This window comes from Pseudomonas sp. B16(2017), from assembly GCF_002113205.1.
Taxonomy (GTDB): Bacteria; Pseudomonadota; Gammaproteobacteria; order Pseudomonadales; family Pseudomonadaceae; genus Aquipseudomonas; species Aquipseudomonas pharyngis.
The window spans coordinates 399,921-417,148 of sequence record NZ_NEKA01000002.1; the positions used below are offsets into that span (position 1 = coordinate 399,921).

Sequence of the window (17,228 nt, forward strand, 5' to 3'; positions counted from 1 at the left end):
CAAGAGGCATCCAGCCCTGTCCACGTCCAAATCAGGCCTGCGCCGCAGCGCGACCGGCCCCGCTTGTTTTAGGTTGTACAACGCTGTCCTGCTCGACGGGCAGAATCAGTTGATCGGGTACGGTGCCGTGCCATTTTTTCGCGCAGACGTAATACAGCGCTGCGGGCAGCACGAGACCGATGATCCAGGAAATATCCACATCCCCCAGGGCCGCTACCAATGGACCGGTATAGAACTTGGTGGAAATGAACGGCAGTTGCACCAGCACCCCGAACACGTAAACGCTGATACCGAGGATGTTCCAGCGGCCGTAGCGACCGTTCGGATCCGCCAGCGCCGGTACGTCGTAGCGCTCGCGGGTAATGCAGTAGTAGTCCACCAGATTGATCGCGCTCCACGGCGTGAAGAACGCCAGCAGGAACAGGATGAAGGACTTGAACGCACCGAGGAACGAGTGCTGGCCGAGCAGCGCGATCAGGGTCGCCGCGCCGACGATCCCCAGCACGAACACCAGACGCTGCATCCGGGTAACCATCAGGTGACCACGGAAGCCGCTGATGATGGTCGCGATGCACATGAAGCTGCCGTAGGAGTTCAGGGTGGAGATGGTGACCTTGCCGAACGCGATGCTGAAATACAGCAGCGCGGCGGTGGCACCGGTCCCGCCCAGACCGACGATGTAGGCGACTTCATGACCGGCGAATTGCCCGTTGGCCGAAGCGGCCGCGAACACACCGAGGATCATCGCCACCTGCGCACCGATTACCGAACCGGCGCCTGCGGCGAAGAAGGTTTTCACCGAAGACACCTTGCTTGGCAGGTAACGCGAGTAATCCGCCACGTAAGGGCCGAAAGCGATCTGCCAGGAGGCCGCGAGCGACACCGCCAGCAGGAAACTGCTCCAGCTGAAGTGGCGGATTTCCAGAAGTGCGCCGACGTCCACCTGACTCATCAAGCGGCTGAACAGGTACACGAAAGCGATCACGCCAATGACACTGGCGATGCGGCCGATCCAGTGGATCACCCGATAGCCGAGCACCGTGACCACCACGATGACGCTGGCGAAAAGCAGGATGCCGATGGTGTCGCTGACCCCGAACAACTGGCCCAGCGCCTGACCGGACAACACCGTTCCGGTGGCGGTGAAGCCGAGGTACATCAGACACACCAGCACGATCGGAATCGCCGCCCCGTAGACGCCGAACTGCACCCGGCTGGAAATCATCTGCGGCAGGCCAAGCTTCGGCCCTTGCGCCGCGTGCAGCGCCATCACCCCGCCGCCCAGCAGTTGACCGATCAGCAGACCGATCAACGACCAGAACACATCGCCGCCCAGCACCACGGCCAGGGCCCCGGTGACAATCGCAGTGATTTGCAGGTTGGCACCCATCCACAGGGTGAACTGACTGAACAGACGACCGTGTCTTTCCGCTTCCGGGATGTAGTCGATCGAACGCCTTTCGATCAACGGTTTACTGCCTGCACGATCGGTGTTGCCCGCCATGATTCAACCTCTGTGGATTGTTCTGGATTTTGCTGTTTTGGTACCTGTGGGAGTGAGCCTGCTCGCGATGAGGGCGGTTCATGCAACATTTTCGTTGACTGACAAACCGCTATCGCGAGCAGGCTCGCTCCTACAGGGCAAGCATTACTTGCCGGTAATCATCGGCAGGTTCAGCCCTTGTTCCTTGGCGCAGTCGATGGCGATCTGGTAACCGGCATCGGCGTGACGCATGACCCCGGTGCCCGGGTCGTTGTGCAGCACGCGAGCGATACGCTCGGCCGCTTCGTCAGTACCGTCGCAGACAATCACCATGCCCGAGTGCTGGGAGAAGCCCATGCCGACGCCGCCGCCGTGGTGCAGGGACACCCAGGTCGCACCGCTCGCGGTGTTCAGCAGCGCGTTGAGCAGCGGCCAGTCGGAAACGGCATCGGAGCCATCCTGCATCGACTCGGTTTCACGGTTCGGACTGGAGACCGAGCCGGAGTCGAGGTGGTCGCGACCGATCACGATCGGCGCCGACAGCTCGCCGCTGCGCACCATTTCGTTGAACGCCAGACCGAGCTTGGCGCGCAGGCCCAGGCCGACCCAGCAGATACGCGCCGGCAGACCCTGGAAGCTGATGCGCTCGCGGGCCATGTCCAGCCAGTTGTGCAGGTGCGCGTCGTCCGGGATCAGCTCTTTGACCTTGGCGTCGGTCTTGTAGATGTCCTGCGGATCACCCGACAGCGCAGCCCAGCGGAACGGGCCGATGCCACGGCAGAACAGCGGACGAATGTAGGCCGGTACGAAGCCAGGGAAATCGAATGCGTTTTCGACGCCTTCTTCCTGAGCCATCTGACGGATGTTGTTGCCGTAGTCGAAGGTCGGCACGCCCATTTTCTGGAAGTCGAGCATGGCTTTGACGTGGACGGCCATCGATTGCTTGGCGGCCTTGACCACAGCGGCTGGCTCGGTCTTGGCGCGGGCGCGGTATTCGTCCCAGGTCCAGCCGGCCGGCAGGTAACCGTTGAGCGGGTCGTGGGCACTGGTCTGGTCGGTGACCATGTCCGGGCGCACGCCGCGCTTGACCAGTTCCGGAAGGATTTCGGCGGCGTTGCCGCACAGGGCGATGGAAACCGCCTTGCCTTCGGAAGTGTATTTGGCGATGCGGGCCAGCGCGTCGTCGAGGTCTTTGGCCTGCTCGTCGACGTAGCGGGTCTTGAGGCGGAAATCGATGCTGATCTGCTGGCATTCGATGTTCAGCGAGCAGGCACCGGCGAGGGTCGCGGCCAGTGGCTGGGCACCGCCCATGCCGCCGAGGCCGGCGGTCAGGACCCACTTGCCGGTGAGGTTGTCTTTGTAGTGCTGGCGACCGGCTTCAACGAAGGTTTCGTAGGTGCCTTGGACGATGCCCTGGCTGCCGATGTAGATCCAGCTGCCGGCGGTCATCTGGCCGTACATGGCCAGGCCTTTGGCGTCGAGTTCGTTGAAGTGTTCCCAGGTCGCCCAGTGCGGCACCAGGTTGGAGTTGGCGATCAGTACGCGCGGGGCGTTGCTGTGGGTCTTGAACACGCCGACCGGCTTGCCCGATTGCACCAGCAGGGTTTCGTCTTCGTTCAGGTTGGTGAGGCTCTCGACGATCTTGTCGTAGCACTCCCAGTTACGCGCCGCGCGACCGATGCCACCGTAGACCACCAGCTCTTTCGGGTTCTCGGCGACTTCCGGGTCGAGGTTGTTCATCAACATGCGCAGCGGCGCTTCGGTCAGCCAGCTCTTGGCGGTCAGCTTGTTGCCGCGGGCGGCGCGGATCTCAACATCACGTCTCTTTGTATAAACGGCAGTTGTAGGCTTATTGTCAGTCACGAAAAAGACTCCTCAGCGATCAATTCAAACCAACCCTGGCAGTGGGCAAGCAGCCTGTGCGCCTCAGTGCGCGACAAGCGAATCAGTGGACGCCGCGGAGAGTCTCGATCGACTCATACGCATACGTCTTTACTTGTACATACAAGCATATGCAATCAAGCGGCCAACTTGTTGGAGGGCTGTTCAATAAAAATTCCGAACAGGGCTGCAGAGCGCCTGAATCAAGGGCTCTGGCGTCCATGAAATTTTTCGCGGGGTGGATTGAGGGTGGCGAGAGGTTGTTACGGAAGCGTGGTTCTGCGCCACGCTGGGGCGTTCGGTAACAAGTTGGTGCGCATTTCGGGAACGTCGGGACGAAAAAAAACCGCTGCTTTCAAAGCAGCGGTTTTTGATCGTTTCCCACGAAGAGCGTGTGAAGGATCAGCGCGGGGACAGTTCGATCACGCAGCAGCCGGCATTGACGGCGATCTCGGTCAGCCCGGTGTTACCGTCCAGTTGCAGACAGTCATGGCGGCCGAGTTGCGACGCACTGTCACCGACCGTGACCTCCAGCAATTCGCTGACGCTGAAGACCAGCACGGTGCTCGCCGAACTGAAAAACCGCTGTTCGCCGTCCAGCCATTGCAGGCGTGCGCTATAACGCTGGGGCGAGTAGATCAGGTTGAAGTCACGGATCGCGCCGCCGAGCAAGGTGCAGGACACCTGGCTTTCGCCGCTGAAGGCAAACGGGTCGAGGGGTAACAACGGTTGGGTATCGTCGCCGTCGACACACAGGGTCATGCCGTCGCCCTGCAACACCGTGATGACCCGCTGGTAACCGGCGAAGGTCGAAAAGCCGCCGGATTCGGCGATGTCGGCAATCGACAGACGCCAGCCAAAACCGTCGAGGCCGGCGCCGGCGTCACGGGTGATTTCCTCGGTGCTGCCGCCGCCGTTTTTCCACGGCATGCGCGGGTAGCCTTCGGCGCGTAAAACCTTCAAACCATTCATTTATGCTCTCTATTTATGGAACCGTCCTTCCAGACGATGACGGGAACCGGGGTGAATCAGGCGTGCCGCCGTGACCGGCTGACGACCCGACCAGGTACGGCGGCGGATCAGCAGGCAAGGCTCGCCTTTTTCGATCTGCAGCAATTTGCATTCGGACGCTTCGGCAAGAATCGCTTCGACCACGTGCTCGCCTTCGGTCAGCGGCGCGACCTGGTTCAGGTAGGCGTAAGGCGTTTGCAGGGTGAAGTCCTGCTTGAGGTATTCCGGGGCGACCAACGCATTGACGAAGCGGTCTTCGATTTGCACAGGAATATCGTTTTCGTAGTGCACGATCAGCGAGTGAAAGACCTTTTGCCCTTCGCGCATATCCAGCGCCAGCGCGCGCTCGGAGCCGGCGGCCTCTTCTTCCAGGGTGATCACCTGGCAGGTGTGGCGATGGCCACGGGAGGCGATTTCGTCGGCGATGTTGTGCACCTCGAACAGCGCGGACTGGCTCTTCGGTTCGGCGACAAACGTGCCGACGCCTTGCATGCGTACCAGCAGACCGTCGGCGGTCATTTCCCGCAGTGCGCGGTTGATGGTCATGCGGCTGAAGCCCAACTGGCTGACCAGCTCGCTTTCCGACGGCACGCGGTAATGCGGCGGCCAGTTACCGCTGTCGATCTGCTGGGTGATCATCTGTTTGACGCGGGCGTACAAGGGCGCCGGACTGTCGCCCATGTTCGCGGCCAACGGGGAGACTGGAGGCGGAGTCGGCACGGTGGATCCCTGTTCATTGGTGAAAGTGGCTAGCTTGCCGGAGTTTACCGGGCAGGCAAACGTCTGTATATGTATATACAAATAACACACGATGGGGTGCTGAACCATGTCCGCCTTCTTTGCCGAACGCGCGCTGCTGCCTAACGGATGGGCCAACAATGTACGTCTCGAGGTCAGCGCCGATGGCGTGTTGACCCGAATCCAGGCCGATTCCACTGCAGACGGCGCCGAACGACTGAGCGGTCCGCTGCTGCCGGGGATGCCGAATCTGCACTCCCACGCGTTCCAGCGAGCGATGGCGGGACTGGCGGAAGTGGCCGGCAATCCCAACGACAGTTTCTGGACCTGGCGCGATCTGATGTATCGGCTCGTCGGAAAAATCAGCCCCGACCAGCTCGGTGTGATCGCCCGTCAGCTGTACATCGAAATGCTCAAGGCCGGTTACACCTCGGTCGCCGAATTCCATTACGTCCACCACGATAACAACGGCCAGCCTTACGCCGATCCGGCCGAGCTGGCCCTGCGTATCAGCCAGGCGGCCAGCTCGGCCGGCATCGGTCTGACGTTACTTCCGGTGCTCTACAGCCACAGCGGTTTCGGCGGCCAGACGCCGAACGAAGGCCAGCGCCGCTTCATCAACAGCACCGAAAGTTACCTGAAGCTGCAATCGCGTCTGCAACCGTTGCTGGCACAGCAAAAGGCGCAGTCGCTGGGCCTGTGCTTCCACTCGTTGCGCGCGGTCACGCCGCAGCAGATCAGCGAAGTGCTGGCGGCCAGCAACCAGCAATGCCCGGTGCACATCCACATCGCCGAACAGCAGAAGGAAGTCGACGACTGCCTGAGCTGGAGCGGTCGTCGCCCGCTGCAATGGCTGTACGAAAACACCGAAGTCGATCAGCGCTGGTGCCTGGTCCACGCGACTCACGCCAATCCGGAAGAAGTCACCCTGATGGCCAAGAGTCGCGCCATCGCCGGCCTGTGCCTGACCACCGAGGCCAACCTCGGCGACGGGATTTTCCCGGCGGTGGATTTCCTCGCTCAGGGCGGGCGCATGGGCATCGGCTCCGACAGCCATGTGTCGTTGAGCGTGGTGGAAGAACTGCGCTGGCTGGAATACGGCCAGCGCCTGCGCGATCAGCGGCGCAACCGCTTGTATGGCGCGGATCAGCCGATGGTCGGCCGCACGTTGTATGACGCGGCGCTGGATGGAGGTGCTCAGGCGCTGGGCCAGCCGATCGGTGCGCTGGAGGTCGGCAAGCGTGCCGACTGGATTGTGCTCGATGGCAGCGATCCGTATCTGGCCACGGCCAGCGGTGACGGGATTCTCAATCGCTGGCTGTTTGCCGGCGGCGACCGTCAGGTGCGCGATGTGCTGGTCAATGGTCAGTGGGTCGTGCGCGAGGGGCGACATGCCGGGGAAGAGGACAGCAATCGCGCCTTCACCCAGGTTCTGCGAGACCTTTTGGGCTGACATAAAAAAACCTGTGGAGGGCAACCTCCACAGGTTTTTTGTTGCGCGTCAGTTGGACGTCTTGGCCATCTGCTGATCCGACGCCCGCCAGATCAGGCGCGTGGTGTCGTAACCCTGCTGACGCGCCTTGCTCAGCAGTTCCTCACGCACCACACCGTTGACGGTCGGCGTGCGGGACAACAGCCACAGATAGCGACGACTCGGGTCGCCCACGAGGGCGGTCTTGTAGTCATCGCTGACATACAGCACCCAGTATTGACCCTTCGCCACACCCGGAATCAGGCGCGAGAACCAGGTATCGAACTCAACCCACAGCTTGTCGGTCTTGCCCGGCACCTGTGGATAAGCCGTACCTTTGACCTCTTCCCACTTCCAGTCTGCCGTCAGACAGCGGTTGTACACCGCAATATTGCCGTCGGGCTTGAGCGAGTAACGGGCTTCGGATTGCGCGCAATTGCGCTGGAAATACATCGGCAGACGCGCCAGCTCGTACCAGGTGCCCTGGTAACGCTTGAGATTGACACTGTTGACCGTCTTCGGCGCCAGCGGATCTTCACCGGACGTGGCGCAGCCAGCCAATACCAGGCCGGCCAAAAGGACAAGCAATAACCGCTTCATTGTTTTTCTCCCGTGGGCGCGTGGCCCCGGTTTACTTCAGGCCTTGGCCGGAAAACATCAGCACTTTGTCACCGGCGTACTGCACGCTGATAAAGCTGTTCTTGTCGCCCCAGGTGCAACTGGACATGCCCAGCGCGCCCGAGCAATCGGTGGGCTTGCCAAGCAGCGTCTCGACTTCGGCCTTGGCCATGCCGGCCGAGAGCTTCGAATAGTTTTCCTGATTGACCTTGCTGCATGCGGCCAACAGCACGCAAAACGACAGCAGGGCGATAGATCGCAGCGACATGGTGTAACTCCTGGAGCGGAAGGGGGATGGCATGGCGCCAACCAGAAGCTTAGAAGAGAAAACCCCTGTCTGGTTCCCTGGCAGACCGGCTATTTGTTCGCCCGCTCGTCCGGCATTCATCGGTAAATCAGACACTTTGTGGGGCTATTGAGCATTTCGTCGACTTTCGCAAAAGCCGCCTAATCTTTGGCGCGCCGCGGTCGAAATAAGAGCAGCGCAAAGCCCGATAGTGTGGCAAATTGCCGCCCTTTCTTGACCAGCCCCTTCGCGGTAGCTCTCTTAATGACCAGAAACATGAAATTCAGCCACAAGATCTTGTTGGCTGCCGCCCTCGTGGTGGCCGTTGCATTCGCCTGTTTCATTTTGTTCAACGACTATCGCCAGCGCGAAGCCCTGCAAAGCAGCACCGAAGCGTCGATGCAGGAACTGGGCAGCCTGACCACCAGCAACATCCAGACCTGGCTGGAAAGCCGCATCCAGTTGCTGCAATCGATGGCGCAACAGGTTGTCGCCGACGGCAACGCCCCGGCCAGCTTGAAACGCATCATCGACCTGCCGGCCTACACCGGCAACTTCCAGCTCAGCTACTTCGGTGGCGCCGACGGCGTGATGTTCTCGGTCCCGGCCGGCAACCGCGCGCCGGATTACGACCCGCGCGCCCGTGGCTGGTACAAGGCAGCCAACGCTGCGCAACAGACCATCGTCACCGAACCGTACATCGCCGCCTCGTCGGGCAAACTGGTGATCACGGTCGCCACCCCGGTGCAGCGCCAGGGCCAGATGATCGGTGTGGCCGGCGCCGACATTGATCTGTCCAGCGTCAGCGCGATCATCAACTCGCTGAACTTCGGCGGCCACGGCCATGCGTTCATCGTCAGCGCCGACGGCAAGATCCTGATCCACCCGGACAGCAAGCTGGTGCTCAAGACCCTCGCCGAGGCCTACCCCAACGGCGCGCCGAAAGTCAGCCCGGGTCTGAAAGAAGTCGAGTTCGACGGCAAGACCCAACTGATCTCCTTCACCCGCGTCAACGGCGTGCCGTCGGCCGACTGGTACGTCGCGCTGGTGCTGGACAAGGACACCGCGTTCTCGATGCTCAGCGAATTCCGCACCTCGGCGCTGATCGCCATGGTCATTGCCGTAGTGATCATCATCGCCCTGCTCGGCATGCTGATCCGCGTCCTGATGCAGCCGCTGCTGACCATGGGCCGTGCCATGCACGACATCGCCGAAGGCGAAGGTGACCTGACCAAACGCCTGACCATCCACGGTCACGATGAATTCGGTGCGCTGGGGCTGTCGTTCAACCGTTTCGTCGAGCGCATCCACACCTCGATCCGCGAAGTCTCCTCGGCCACCGGCCAGGTCAACGAAGTCGCGCTGCGCGTGGTCGCGGCGTCGAACTCGTCGATGTTCAACTCCGACCAGCAGGCCTCGCGCACCAACAGCGTGGCCGCCGCGATCAACCAGCTCGGCGCCGCCGCCCAGGAAATCGCCCAGAACGCCGCCCTCGCCTCGCAGCACTCCAGTGATGCACGCAGCCTGGCCGAAGACGGCCAGCAGGTGGTGGATAAAACCATCCACGCGATGCAGCAGCTGTCGGCGAAGATCAGCGACTCCTGCGGCAACATCGAAACCCTGAACAGCAACACCGTGAACATCGGGCAGATTCTGGAAGTGATCACCAGCATCTCCCAGCAGACCAACCTGCTGGCGCTCAACGCCGCGATCGAAGCGGCCCGTGCCGGTGAGGCCGGTCGTGGTTTCGCGGTGGTCGCCGACGAAGTCCGCAACCTGGCGCACCGCACCCAGGATTCGGCGCAGCAAGTGCAGAAGATGATTGAAGAGCTGCAAGTCGGCGCGCGTCAGGCGGTCGGCATCATGACCGAGAGCCAGCGTGAGAGCGAAAGCAGCGTCGGCATCGCCAACCAGGCCGGCGAACGCCTGGGCAGCGTGACCCAGCGTATCGGCGAGATCGACGGCATGAATCAGTCGGTGGCGACGGCGACGGAAGAGCAGACGGCGGTGGTCGAGTCGATCAACGTTGATATCAACGAGATCAACACGCTGAACCAGGAAGGTGTGGAGAACTTGCAGGCGACGTTGCGGGCTTGTGCGGATCTGGAGCAGCAGGCTGCGCGGTTGAAGCAGTTGGTTGGCAGCTTCCGAATCTAAGTCGTTCGAAGCCGTCTTCGCGCTTGAACCCGCGAAGACGGAACAACGCTAGACACGCTTGTCACCTCGGACTGACTCAGGACTGAATTAAGACTAAACTCAGTCCTAGTCCACTCAGCGAGGCGCAGCCCGTGAAGCTTTCATCCCAGATCAAACCCATCAGCTACCTGAAAAGCCATACCGCCGAAATCGTCAAAACGATTAGCGAAAGCCGTGAGCCGCTGGTGATTACCCAGAACGGCGAAGCGAAGCTTGTAGTCATGGACGTCAAAAGTTTTGAAGAGCAGGAAGAAACAATGGCTCTGCTCAAACTGCTTGCCATGGGAAATCGAGAAATTGAGGAAGGCAAGTACAGGGACGTTGAAGACGTTTTCGCAGAGTTGGACAGGATCGACCCCCAATGAGTTTGAAGGTCGTTATTCTTCAGTCCGCCGAAACAGATCTCAAAGATCTTCGCACCTACCTCATCAAACAGTTCTCACCTCAAACCTGGCATAGCACTTATGCCAGCTTGAAGATCGCTATTCGCAGTCTCGCATCCTTACCCTATTCAGGTTCCATTCCCGAAGAAATAGAAAGGCTGAACCTTGGTCAATATCGACAAGTCATCTCTGGCTTGAATCGCATCATTTATGAAGTCCGAGAGCAAACCATCTATATCCATATCATCGCCGATACGAGAAAAAACCTGCCTGCACTCTTGATGAAGCGTTTGCTTCAAGGCAATCCGTGAGTCTGATGCAGCTTCAGAAACTCGACCCCGGCTGCGAAAGAAACTCCAGCTCCTCAACCGTAGACTCCCGCCCCAACACCACATTGCGATGCGGAAACCGTCCAAACCGCGCAATCACCTTCTGATGCCGCTCGGCATAATCCAGGTTGTCGGCAAACACCCCACGCTCCGCTTCCGGCTGTTCAGCCACCAGTTCGATGAATCGCGAGACCGCTTCATTCTGCACCGCGAGGTTTTCGCAGTGTTCGAAGACGAGGTAGATGAAGAGTCGCTGGATCGGTTTCAACTGCCGATCGAAGTCTGCGGCAATCCCCTGAGCCACCAGTTTCTGTGCCCGTAGATCACCGGAAAAAGCCTTGGGTGTGTCGCGAAAGATCATTCGCGGGAGTTGGTCGAGCAGCAGCACCAGCGCCAGCCAACCTTCGGGATGTTGCGTCCACTCGGTCAATTCGCCAGCGAGGGCCTGATCGACAAAGACCCCGAAACGCTCACGCGCTTCGAGGTCCTGGCTGTCTTTCTTGCCGAACCACAACTTGCCCTGTTGCGCCGAAACTTCAGTGGCTGATTCGGCATGACCGAACCACCAATCGAGCAACGGCTGCCAGGGCGCGGTCATGGTTTATTCCTTGTGGTAAGCCGTGGCGCGGGCGACTTCTTCTTTCGAGCCGAGGAACACCGCTACACGCTGGTGCAGGCCTTCAGGCTTGATGTCGAGAATGCGCTGGTGGCCGTCGGTGGAAGCGCCGCCCGCCTGTTCCACCAGGAACGACATCGGGTTGGCTTCGTACATCAGGCGCAGTTTGCCCGGCTTGGACGGCTCGCGGCTGTCGCGCGGGTACATGAACAGACCGCCACGGGTCAGGATGCGGTGTACGTCGGCAACCATCGCCGCGACCCAACGCATGTTGTAGTTCTTTTTCAGCGGACCTTCTTCACCGGCCAGCAGTTCCGAAACGTAACGCTGTACCGGAGCTTCCCAGTGACGCTGGTTGGACATGTTGATGGCGAATTCCTGGGTGGATTCAGGAATGGTGATGTCTTCGTGAGTCAGGACGAAGCTGCCCATTTCGCGGTCCAGGGTGAAGCCTTTGACGCCGTGGCCCAGGGTCAGCACCAGCATGGTTTGCGGGCCGTAGATCGCATAACCGGCGGCAACCTGCTGAGTGCCTGGCTGCAGGAAGGCCTTTTCATCCAGCGCTTCGTTCTGGCTCAGGTATTCGTTCGGGCAACGCAGCACGGAGAAGATAGTGCCGACCGGGGCGTTGATGTCGATGTTCGACGAACCGTCCAGCGGGTCGAATACCAGCAGGTAGGCGCCTTTCGGGTATTTGCCCGGGATCTGGTAGGCATTGTCCATTTCTTCGGACGCCATGCCGGCCAGGTGACCGCCCCACTCGTTGGCTTCGAGCAGGATTTCGTTCGACAGCACGTCGAGCTTCTTCTGCACTTCGCCTTGCACGTTTTCCGTGCCCATGCTGCCCAGAACACCGCCCAGGGCGCCTTTGGACACGGCGTGGCTGATCTCTTTACAGGCGCGCGCCACCACTTCGATCAGGAAACGCAGATCGGCAGGAGTGTTGTTGCTGCGGGTCTGCTCAATCAAATAGCGACTCAGGGTAACGCGGGACATGGACGGCTCCGGTGGAATGGGGGGCTAAAAACCCGCGCAGTTTACAGGGAGTCTGAAACCGTAGCGAGCAATGACGCCGGTAACGTGCGTCGGGGGCAATTCCTGCTATCAGACGTGATCGAACCGAGAGAGTTCAGGCACCGGATTCAGCGTAGATGCAAACCCGACGGGTGTGGAGGTCACACCCGTCATATTCACGACTTGGCCGACGGCTTGCGCAGCAGACTGAAGGCCATCGCCGCCAGAAACAGCACACTGAGCAGCAACACCGCCCACAGGCCGAATTTCTTCCAGTTGATATCGGTGGTCGCAGCCGTGGTGGCCGTCGAGGTCTGAGTCGCCAGCGCTTTACCCTGCACCGTGGCCTTGCCCAGTGTGGCCAGTTTCTCCGGTTTGAAATCGGGGATCAGCGTGGTCAGCGGCAGGTTCGCCGTCTTCACGGTCGGATTGCCCAGCGCCAGGCTGTACGGTCCGTCGCCGCGCGCGAGGAAAATGACCTGAGTGGCGCGCACCGCGTATTTCAAGCTCGGCGCCTGCTCGCCGAGACCGCCACCGCGTTCGTCGACCGTCAGTTTCAACTGCTGCACGGTTTGGCCGTAGAGCTGCAATTCGTTCTGCACCACGTCCTGGCCGTTCTGGGTCAGGCGATAGAGCAAGCCGCTGCTCAGCGGTTGCCACGGCAGACTGCTGTCGCGCCGCCCCGACAGGGTCACCGGCGCCAGGCTGTTGGCCTGTTTCAGTTCGACCTGCACCCGCTCGATGTTCAGCCCCATCGGCAACTGCCAGGTGTATTCCCCGGCCTTGCCGCTGCTGCCGGCCAGTGCCGGCGACCAGACCAATGGCAGCGGCAGGTTGCGCGGGTCGCTGCTTTTCAGTTGCGCCGACGTCAGGACCGGCGCCGAAGCCGGCGAATCCCACAGCAGACGCAGATAGCGCGCCGATTGCCCGGGCAGCGCCACTTCATGCTGCTCGACCCGTTCGTCGGCAAAGGTCAGGCGCGCGACCTGACCTTCGCCCCAGGCTTGCCAGTGCTGCAAGTCGTCGCTGGCCTCGATGCTGAAACGCTGGAAGCCGTCGCGCTCGCTGGTCCAGTCGAGGATCAGTTGCTGCAACGGCGCCTTGATCGCGCTGGCGTCGAGCAGCCAGCCGCGCAGCACTTCTTCCCCGGCTTCGAGCTGGCTGGACGGCTGCACTTCCACCAGCGTACCGGTGGTGGTGGATTGCACGCGTACGCTCGGCGCGCGCTCGGTGGCATCCGCCGAGTTGTACAGGGGGAACCACTTCACCTCATGCAACTGACCGTCGTCGCGGGTCTGCGCTGATTCCCGGGCCAGCGCATAGGCCTGCGGTTCTCCGGCGGCGTTGAACACTCGCAGATCGCTGAGATCAGTCTGGCGCGCCTGCAACTGCACGCTCAGCGGCAGTTCGAGGCGATACCACGGGCCGGAACCGCTGACCGACAACGGTACCTGCGCGGCGAAGTCCGCCGGTTTTTCCTGGGCGCCGGCCGCCATGGCCACGCCCAGCAACAGCCACCCGAGATTAAGCTTGCGACTCAAGACGACACTCCTTCGGTTTCCGGGGCCGGTTGGTCCGCCGCCGGTGCAGCTTCGACGCGTTTGGGCGGCAGCGGCGCAAAATAACCCACCACCAGCAACAACACACCAACGCCGATGAACGAGACAATCCGGGCCAGTCCGCCACGGTTGCTCAATTCGACAAAAATAAGTTTGGCCACCACCAGCGCAATCAGCGCCGCGCCGATCAGCCACACTTCGCGGCGATGGCGCAGGTGCCCGCCGATCATCAGCCCGAGCGCCATCAACGTCCAGACAATGGACAAGCCGGCCTGCACCAGCATCGAGTCGAGCAACAGATCCAGCTCGAACGGAATGCCCGCCCAATGGTGCGCGGCGCGGGTCACCAGCGCGGTGCAGAACGCAAACAGGGAAACGCCAGCAATCAGTTGCGTCGCGTAAGCGGCGTAATCCTGGCGGATCGACAGCTCGGCGACGGCGCTGCGCGACCAGACGTAGACACCGAACAGCGCAAACAGCAGACCCAATTCCAGCGGGTTGAGCAGCGGCACATAAGGCAGCGGCTCGGCATTGCCATCGCTGATGCCATTGGCCAGCCAGAACCAGATCAGCATCAGCACCGCCAGCGGCGCCGCCGCATACAAACGGTATTCGCGAGGGAACGCCGCCACCGGCCATGGCCACTGACGCGGCGCGGCCATCAGCAACAGATACACGCTCGGCAGAATCGCCCAGCCCAGCCAGCGCCAGGCGTTGTATTGCTCGGACAACAGCAGCAGGCCGTAGCGTAATTCCAGCGCCAGCACGCCGATCAGCAGCCAGCAACCGAGCACATGAGCCGTGCTCAAGGCCCGTGCCGGCAGCATCGGTGCCAGACGTCGCAGGCTGATGAAATGCACAACGAACACCGCCGCCCACGCCAGCCAGCCGAAATCCGCCGCCGGGTGATAACGCGAATGCCACGCGGCCAGCAACACCAGCCCGGCCGCCGGAATCAGCAAGGTGCAGAGCAACCCGAGCGACGGCCATTTCAGGCGCAAGGCCAACAGTGTCCACAACGCGGCGCTCAGCGCAGCGACCAGCAGCAACAGCGGCCCCTGCAGATTCAGCGGCGCAAACCGCAGCACTTCGCTGACCCACGCCAGCGCCCACCAACCAGCGCCCCACACCAGCAACACGTCGGACAGGCGCTGCAGACTCAGCACGTCAAACGCCGAGGCGTGATTGCCCAGTTGCAGGCGCCACGCCCCGATCATCGCCGCCAGGCCCAACACCAGTGGCGTCCAGAATCCGCCATGGGCCAGCGGTCGCAGCCCCTCGCTGGACAACGGCCCCAACAACTCGGGGCCGGCGAGCAGAAACGCCGCGCCGCCGATCAGTTGCAACAGCAGACCGAAGACAAAACTCACGCGCTGCTTGAGGTACAGACTGAGCCAGATGATCAGCAAGCCACTGGCCGCCCATACCGCGCTCGCGGTCTGCCATGGCAGCACGAACAACACTGCCAGATTGATCAGCACCAGACCCGCCAGCAGCACCACCGACAACCCGCGCAGCAGACGAACATCGCTGCGCACCATCTCGTCGCGCGCCGCCAGCAGCATGCCGGCGATCAACGCCAGACCGATCAATGAGGCGCTGAACAGACCGCTCCAGCCAGCGCTGAACACCGCCGCCGAATCCTCGCCCGCCCCTTGCAGGCGCAACAGGAACAACGCCCCGCCGAGCAGTTGCACGGCAAACGCGGTGAACAGGAACGTGCGCGATTGCAGGCGCAAGCCGACGAACAAGGTCGCCAGCCCGGCCAATGCCCAACTGATCGCCGTGCCCTGAATGAAGAAGAACAGCGGCGCCAGCAAATACAGGAAGGTCAGCCCCAGGCACGCCAGCACCGGCAAGCCCTGACGCTCCCACAGCGAGGTTTGCTCCGGCGACGCCTTGCGCAATTGATAGAAGCTGAACAACAAGGCCGCGCCGAGCATCAATGCGCCCAGCGGCGCAGCGTCGAGCAGGCTGCTTTCGCCAACCCGCAACTGACTGAGAAACGCCAGCGCCGAACCCAGTTGCAGCAGCAATGCGAAAGCCCGGGCCAACGGCCGTTGCTGACGCAAACCGAGCCAGAAAATCCCCGCGCCCTCCACCGCCCAGGCCGCGGACGTCCAGCGTGCATCCAGCCCCAGCGGAATCGCCAGGCTGGCGAAAATCACCCCGAGCGCCAGGCAAGTCTCGCCCAGCAACATCGCCCGACCGCCTATCAGCATTCTGGCGAGGGCCATGTAGATCATGCCCAGCGCCAGCGCACTGAACGCGGCAGCGAATTCCAGATGCTGGACCAGCGCGAATTGCAGGCCGAAACCCACCAGCGGCGGACCGAACAGCATCGTCCCGTCGACGTAATCGCCCTTGCGCGCCGACCAGTGCAGCAGCGCCTCGCGGTCACCGTCCGCCGGGGCATCCGGCATGTCCAGCAACTTGCGCCGGGCGAACAGCAGACCGATGGCCAGGTACATCAGGAAGAACAGAAGCAGGAACGGTTCGGTGCTCCACAGCAGTTCCGGCGTGTACAAACGCAAGCCCCAGGCGAAACCGATGCCGAAGGTGCCCACGAAGCCGATCAGGTTGAGCAGGCGCCAGGCCTTGAACCAGGCGATGGCCAGAATACCGGCGTTGAGCAGCGCGAAATAACTGAACAGCGCGACGTGGTTGCCGGCCCCGGTGGAGGTCAGGATCGGCGCGGCGAAACCGCCCAGTGCGGCGACGCAGGCCAGGGCCAGGGAATCCTGGGTGATGGCCAGAATGGCCGAAAACACCGTCACCGCCACCAGCAAGCCCAGCGCGGCAGACGGATCGAGCAGCGGATGCAGACGCATCGCCGCAAACACCGTCAGGTATAGCACCGCGATCCCGGTGCCTTGGAGCATCAAGGCGTAGCTGTTGTTGCGATGGCGCAACCACCAGCCCAGCGCCAGCAAGCCCAACGCTGCTGCCGCAACTCCGGCGTAACGCAATTCGATCGGCACCACCATGCCTTCGGTGGCGTAGCGCAGCAGGAACGCCAGACCGAAGAACAACAGCACCACGCCGACACGCAGCACAGTGTTGCCCCCGAACAGCCAGTTTCGCGCAGCGCTGATACCGCGTTCGATGAGGTTCGGGCCACGGGGCTCGGCGGGTTGTCGGGGTTCAGGTTCAGGCGTAACGGCGTCCAGACGCCAGACATCGACCGGCAGCGGCTGGCTGGATTCGCTGGCGGCGACGGCAACAGGTTCGAGTTCGGGTGGCAGTTCCCAGACCAGCTCGGGTTCTGCGGCAGAGGGTTGTTCAACTACCGTGACGGGCTCAACGACCGTTGCGCTGGCCGGGGCGACACTCGGCGGCGCTGGCGAATACGCCGGAGCACCCTCCAGCAGAAACAGTCGCTGCTCGACGCCCTGCAACGCGATCTTCGCGTGATCCAGCTGACGCTGTTGCTCGGCAGCCTGTGAACCGAGCCGCGCGATACGCATCGCCTGGCCGATGGCGAGCCCCAGCAACGCGCCCAACAGCGCATCGCTGAACGACTCGTCGAGCAGCCAGCCGAGCAGCAGCCCGATCAACATGAACATCCATTGCATGGTCGATATCCCTGAGCAGCCCCGTAGCGGGGCGGAACCAAGGCTCAGTATATCGGCCCGGCCCAACA

Annotated in this window: 14 protein-coding genes; 4 read left to right on the forward strand and 10 right to left on the reverse strand. The window is 61.9% G+C overall.

Features of this window, described 5'->3' with window-relative positions:
* Positions 1-31: 31 nt before the first annotated feature.
* From CAG25_RS04465 to hutC, 4 genes are all read right to left on the reverse strand, one after another.
* Entirely contained in the window at positions 32-1,504 is a 1,473-nt protein-coding gene (locus CAG25_RS04465; protein ID WP_085611156.1) for a cytosine permease, read from the reverse strand.
* Between the two features lie 144 nt (positions 1,505-1,648).
* Complete coding sequence (gene hutU / locus CAG25_RS04470) at positions 1,649-3,346, reverse strand: urocanate hydratase (RefSeq protein ID WP_085611157.1); 1,698 nt, start codon at positions 3,344-3,346, stop codon at positions 1,649-1,651.
* Between the two features lie 420 nt (positions 3,347-3,766).
* A complete protein-coding gene (locus tag CAG25_RS04475; protein ID WP_085611158.1) occupies positions 3,767-4,336 on the reverse strand; it encodes a HutD family protein in 570 nt (189 codons plus the stop codon).
* 9 nt (positions 4,337-4,345) lie between these two features.
* Complete coding sequence (gene hutC / locus CAG25_RS04480; protein WP_170844914.1) at positions 4,346-5,056, reverse strand: histidine utilization repressor; 711 nt, start codon at positions 5,054-5,056, stop codon at positions 4,346-4,348.
* Positions 5,057-5,201: 145 nt separating this feature from the next.
* Between hutC and CAG25_RS04485 the strand changes: the two genes are divergently transcribed.
* Entirely contained in the window at positions 5,202-6,566 is a 1,365-nt protein-coding gene (locus CAG25_RS04485; protein WP_085611159.1) for a formimidoylglutamate deiminase, read from the forward strand.
* A 48-nt stretch (positions 6,567-6,614) separates the two neighbouring features.
* Here CAG25_RS04485 and CAG25_RS04490 read toward each other — a convergent pair whose 3' ends face one another.
* Positions 6,615-7,184, reverse strand: a complete 570-nt coding sequence (locus CAG25_RS04490; protein WP_064592853.1) for a lipocalin family protein — start codon at positions 7,182-7,184, stop codon at positions 6,615-6,617.
* Positions 7,185-7,215: 31 nt separating this feature from the next.
* Positions 7,216-7,470: a hypothetical protein gene (locus tag CAG25_RS04495; RefSeq protein ID WP_007952486.1), complete on the reverse strand. Its 255-nt coding sequence runs from the start codon at positions 7,468-7,470 to the stop codon at positions 7,216-7,218.
* Positions 7,471-7,752: 282 nt separating this feature from the next.
* Here CAG25_RS04495 and CAG25_RS04500 point away from each other — a divergent pair, with 282 nt between their 5' ends.
* The 3 genes from CAG25_RS04500 (at position 7,753) to CAG25_RS04510 (ending at position 10,378) form a co-directional block, all read left to right on the forward strand.
* Positions 7,753-9,645 carry a methyl-accepting chemotaxis protein gene (locus tag CAG25_RS04500; protein ID WP_218191693.1) on the forward strand — a complete coding sequence of 631 codons (1,893 nt, stop codon included), beginning with the start codon at positions 7,753-7,755 and terminating at the stop codon, positions 9,643-9,645.
* Between the two features lie 131 nt (positions 9,646-9,776).
* On the forward strand, positions 9,777-10,049 hold the full coding sequence (locus CAG25_RS04505; protein ID WP_039764708.1) for a type II toxin-antitoxin system Phd/YefM family antitoxin: 273 nt from the start codon (positions 9,777-9,779) through the stop codon (positions 10,047-10,049).
* Entirely contained in the window at positions 10,046-10,378 is a 333-nt protein-coding gene (locus CAG25_RS04510) for a type II toxin-antitoxin system RelE/ParE family toxin (RefSeq protein WP_039764706.1), read from the forward strand. The genes CAG25_RS04505 and CAG25_RS04510 overlap by 4 nt, the downstream gene beginning before the upstream one ends.
* Before the next feature lie 13 nt (positions 10,379-10,391).
* Here the strand turns inward: CAG25_RS04510 and CAG25_RS04515 are convergent, their stop codons facing one another.
* The 4 genes from CAG25_RS04515 to CAG25_RS04530 form a co-directional block, all read right to left on the reverse strand.
* A complete protein-coding gene (locus CAG25_RS04515; RefSeq protein WP_085611161.1) occupies positions 10,392-10,994 on the reverse strand; it encodes a DUF924 family protein in 603 nt (200 codons plus the stop codon).
* A gap of 3 nt (positions 10,995-10,997) precedes the next feature.
* Complete coding sequence (locus CAG25_RS04520) at positions 10,998-12,008, reverse strand: class 1 fructose-bisphosphatase (RefSeq protein ID WP_007952492.1); 1,011 nt, start codon at positions 12,006-12,008, stop codon at positions 10,998-11,000.
* A gap of 194 nt (positions 12,009-12,202) precedes the next feature.
* Positions 12,203-13,567, reverse strand: coding sequence for a DUF3999 domain-containing protein (locus CAG25_RS04525; RefSeq protein ID WP_085611162.1), 1,365 nt, complete (start codon positions 13,565-13,567; stop codon positions 12,203-12,205).
* Positions 13,564-17,160 carry a DUF2339 domain-containing protein gene (locus CAG25_RS04530; protein ID WP_085611163.1) on the reverse strand — a complete coding sequence of 1,199 codons (3,597 nt, stop codon included), beginning with the start codon at positions 17,158-17,160 and terminating at the stop codon, positions 13,564-13,566. Before CAG25_RS04530 ends, CAG25_RS04525 begins: the two co-directional genes overlap by 4 nt.
* Positions 17,161-17,228: the final 68 nt, after the last annotated feature.

Excerpts from the sequence above, each read along its gene's own strand:
- hutC (WP_170844914.1), bottom strand. The coding sequence starts at position 5,056 with ATGGGCGACAGTCCGGCGCCCTTGTACGCCCGCGTCAAACAGATGATC.
- CAG25_RS04475 (WP_085611158.1), bottom strand. The coding sequence starts at position 4,336 with ATGAATGGTTTGAAGGTTTTACGCGCCGAAGGCTACCCGCGCATGCCG.
- CAG25_RS04485 (WP_085611159.1), top strand. The coding sequence starts at position 5,202 with ATGTCCGCCTTCTTTGCCGAACGCGCGCTGCTGCCTAACGGATGGGCC.
- CAG25_RS04490 (WP_064592853.1), bottom strand. The coding sequence starts at position 7,184 with ATGAAGCGGTTATTGCTTGTCCTTTTGGCCGGCCTGGTATTGGCTGGC.
- CAG25_RS04520 (WP_007952492.1), bottom strand. The coding sequence starts at position 12,008 with ATGTCCCGCGTTACCCTGAGTCGCTATTTGATTGAGCAGACCCGCAGC.
- CAG25_RS04495 (WP_007952486.1), bottom strand. The coding sequence starts at position 7,470 with ATGTCGCTGCGATCTATCGCCCTGCTGTCGTTTTGCGTGCTGTTGGCC.
- CAG25_RS04465 (WP_085611156.1), bottom strand. The coding sequence starts at position 1,504 with ATGGCGGGCAACACCGATCGTGCAGGCAGTAAACCGTTGATCGAAAGG.
- CAG25_RS04530 (WP_085611163.1), bottom strand. The coding sequence starts at position 17,160 with ATGCAATGGATGTTCATGTTGATCGGGCTGCTGCTCGGCTGGCTGCTC.
- CAG25_RS04510 (WP_039764706.1), top strand. The coding sequence starts at position 10,046 with ATGAGTTTGAAGGTCGTTATTCTTCAGTCCGCCGAAACAGATCTCAAA.
- CAG25_RS04515 (WP_085611161.1), bottom strand. The coding sequence starts at position 10,994 with ATGACCGCGCCCTGGCAGCCGTTGCTCGATTGGTGGTTCGGTCATGCC.
- CAG25_RS04500 (WP_218191693.1), top strand. The coding sequence starts at position 7,753 with ATGACCAGAAACATGAAATTCAGCCACAAGATCTTGTTGGCTGCCGCC.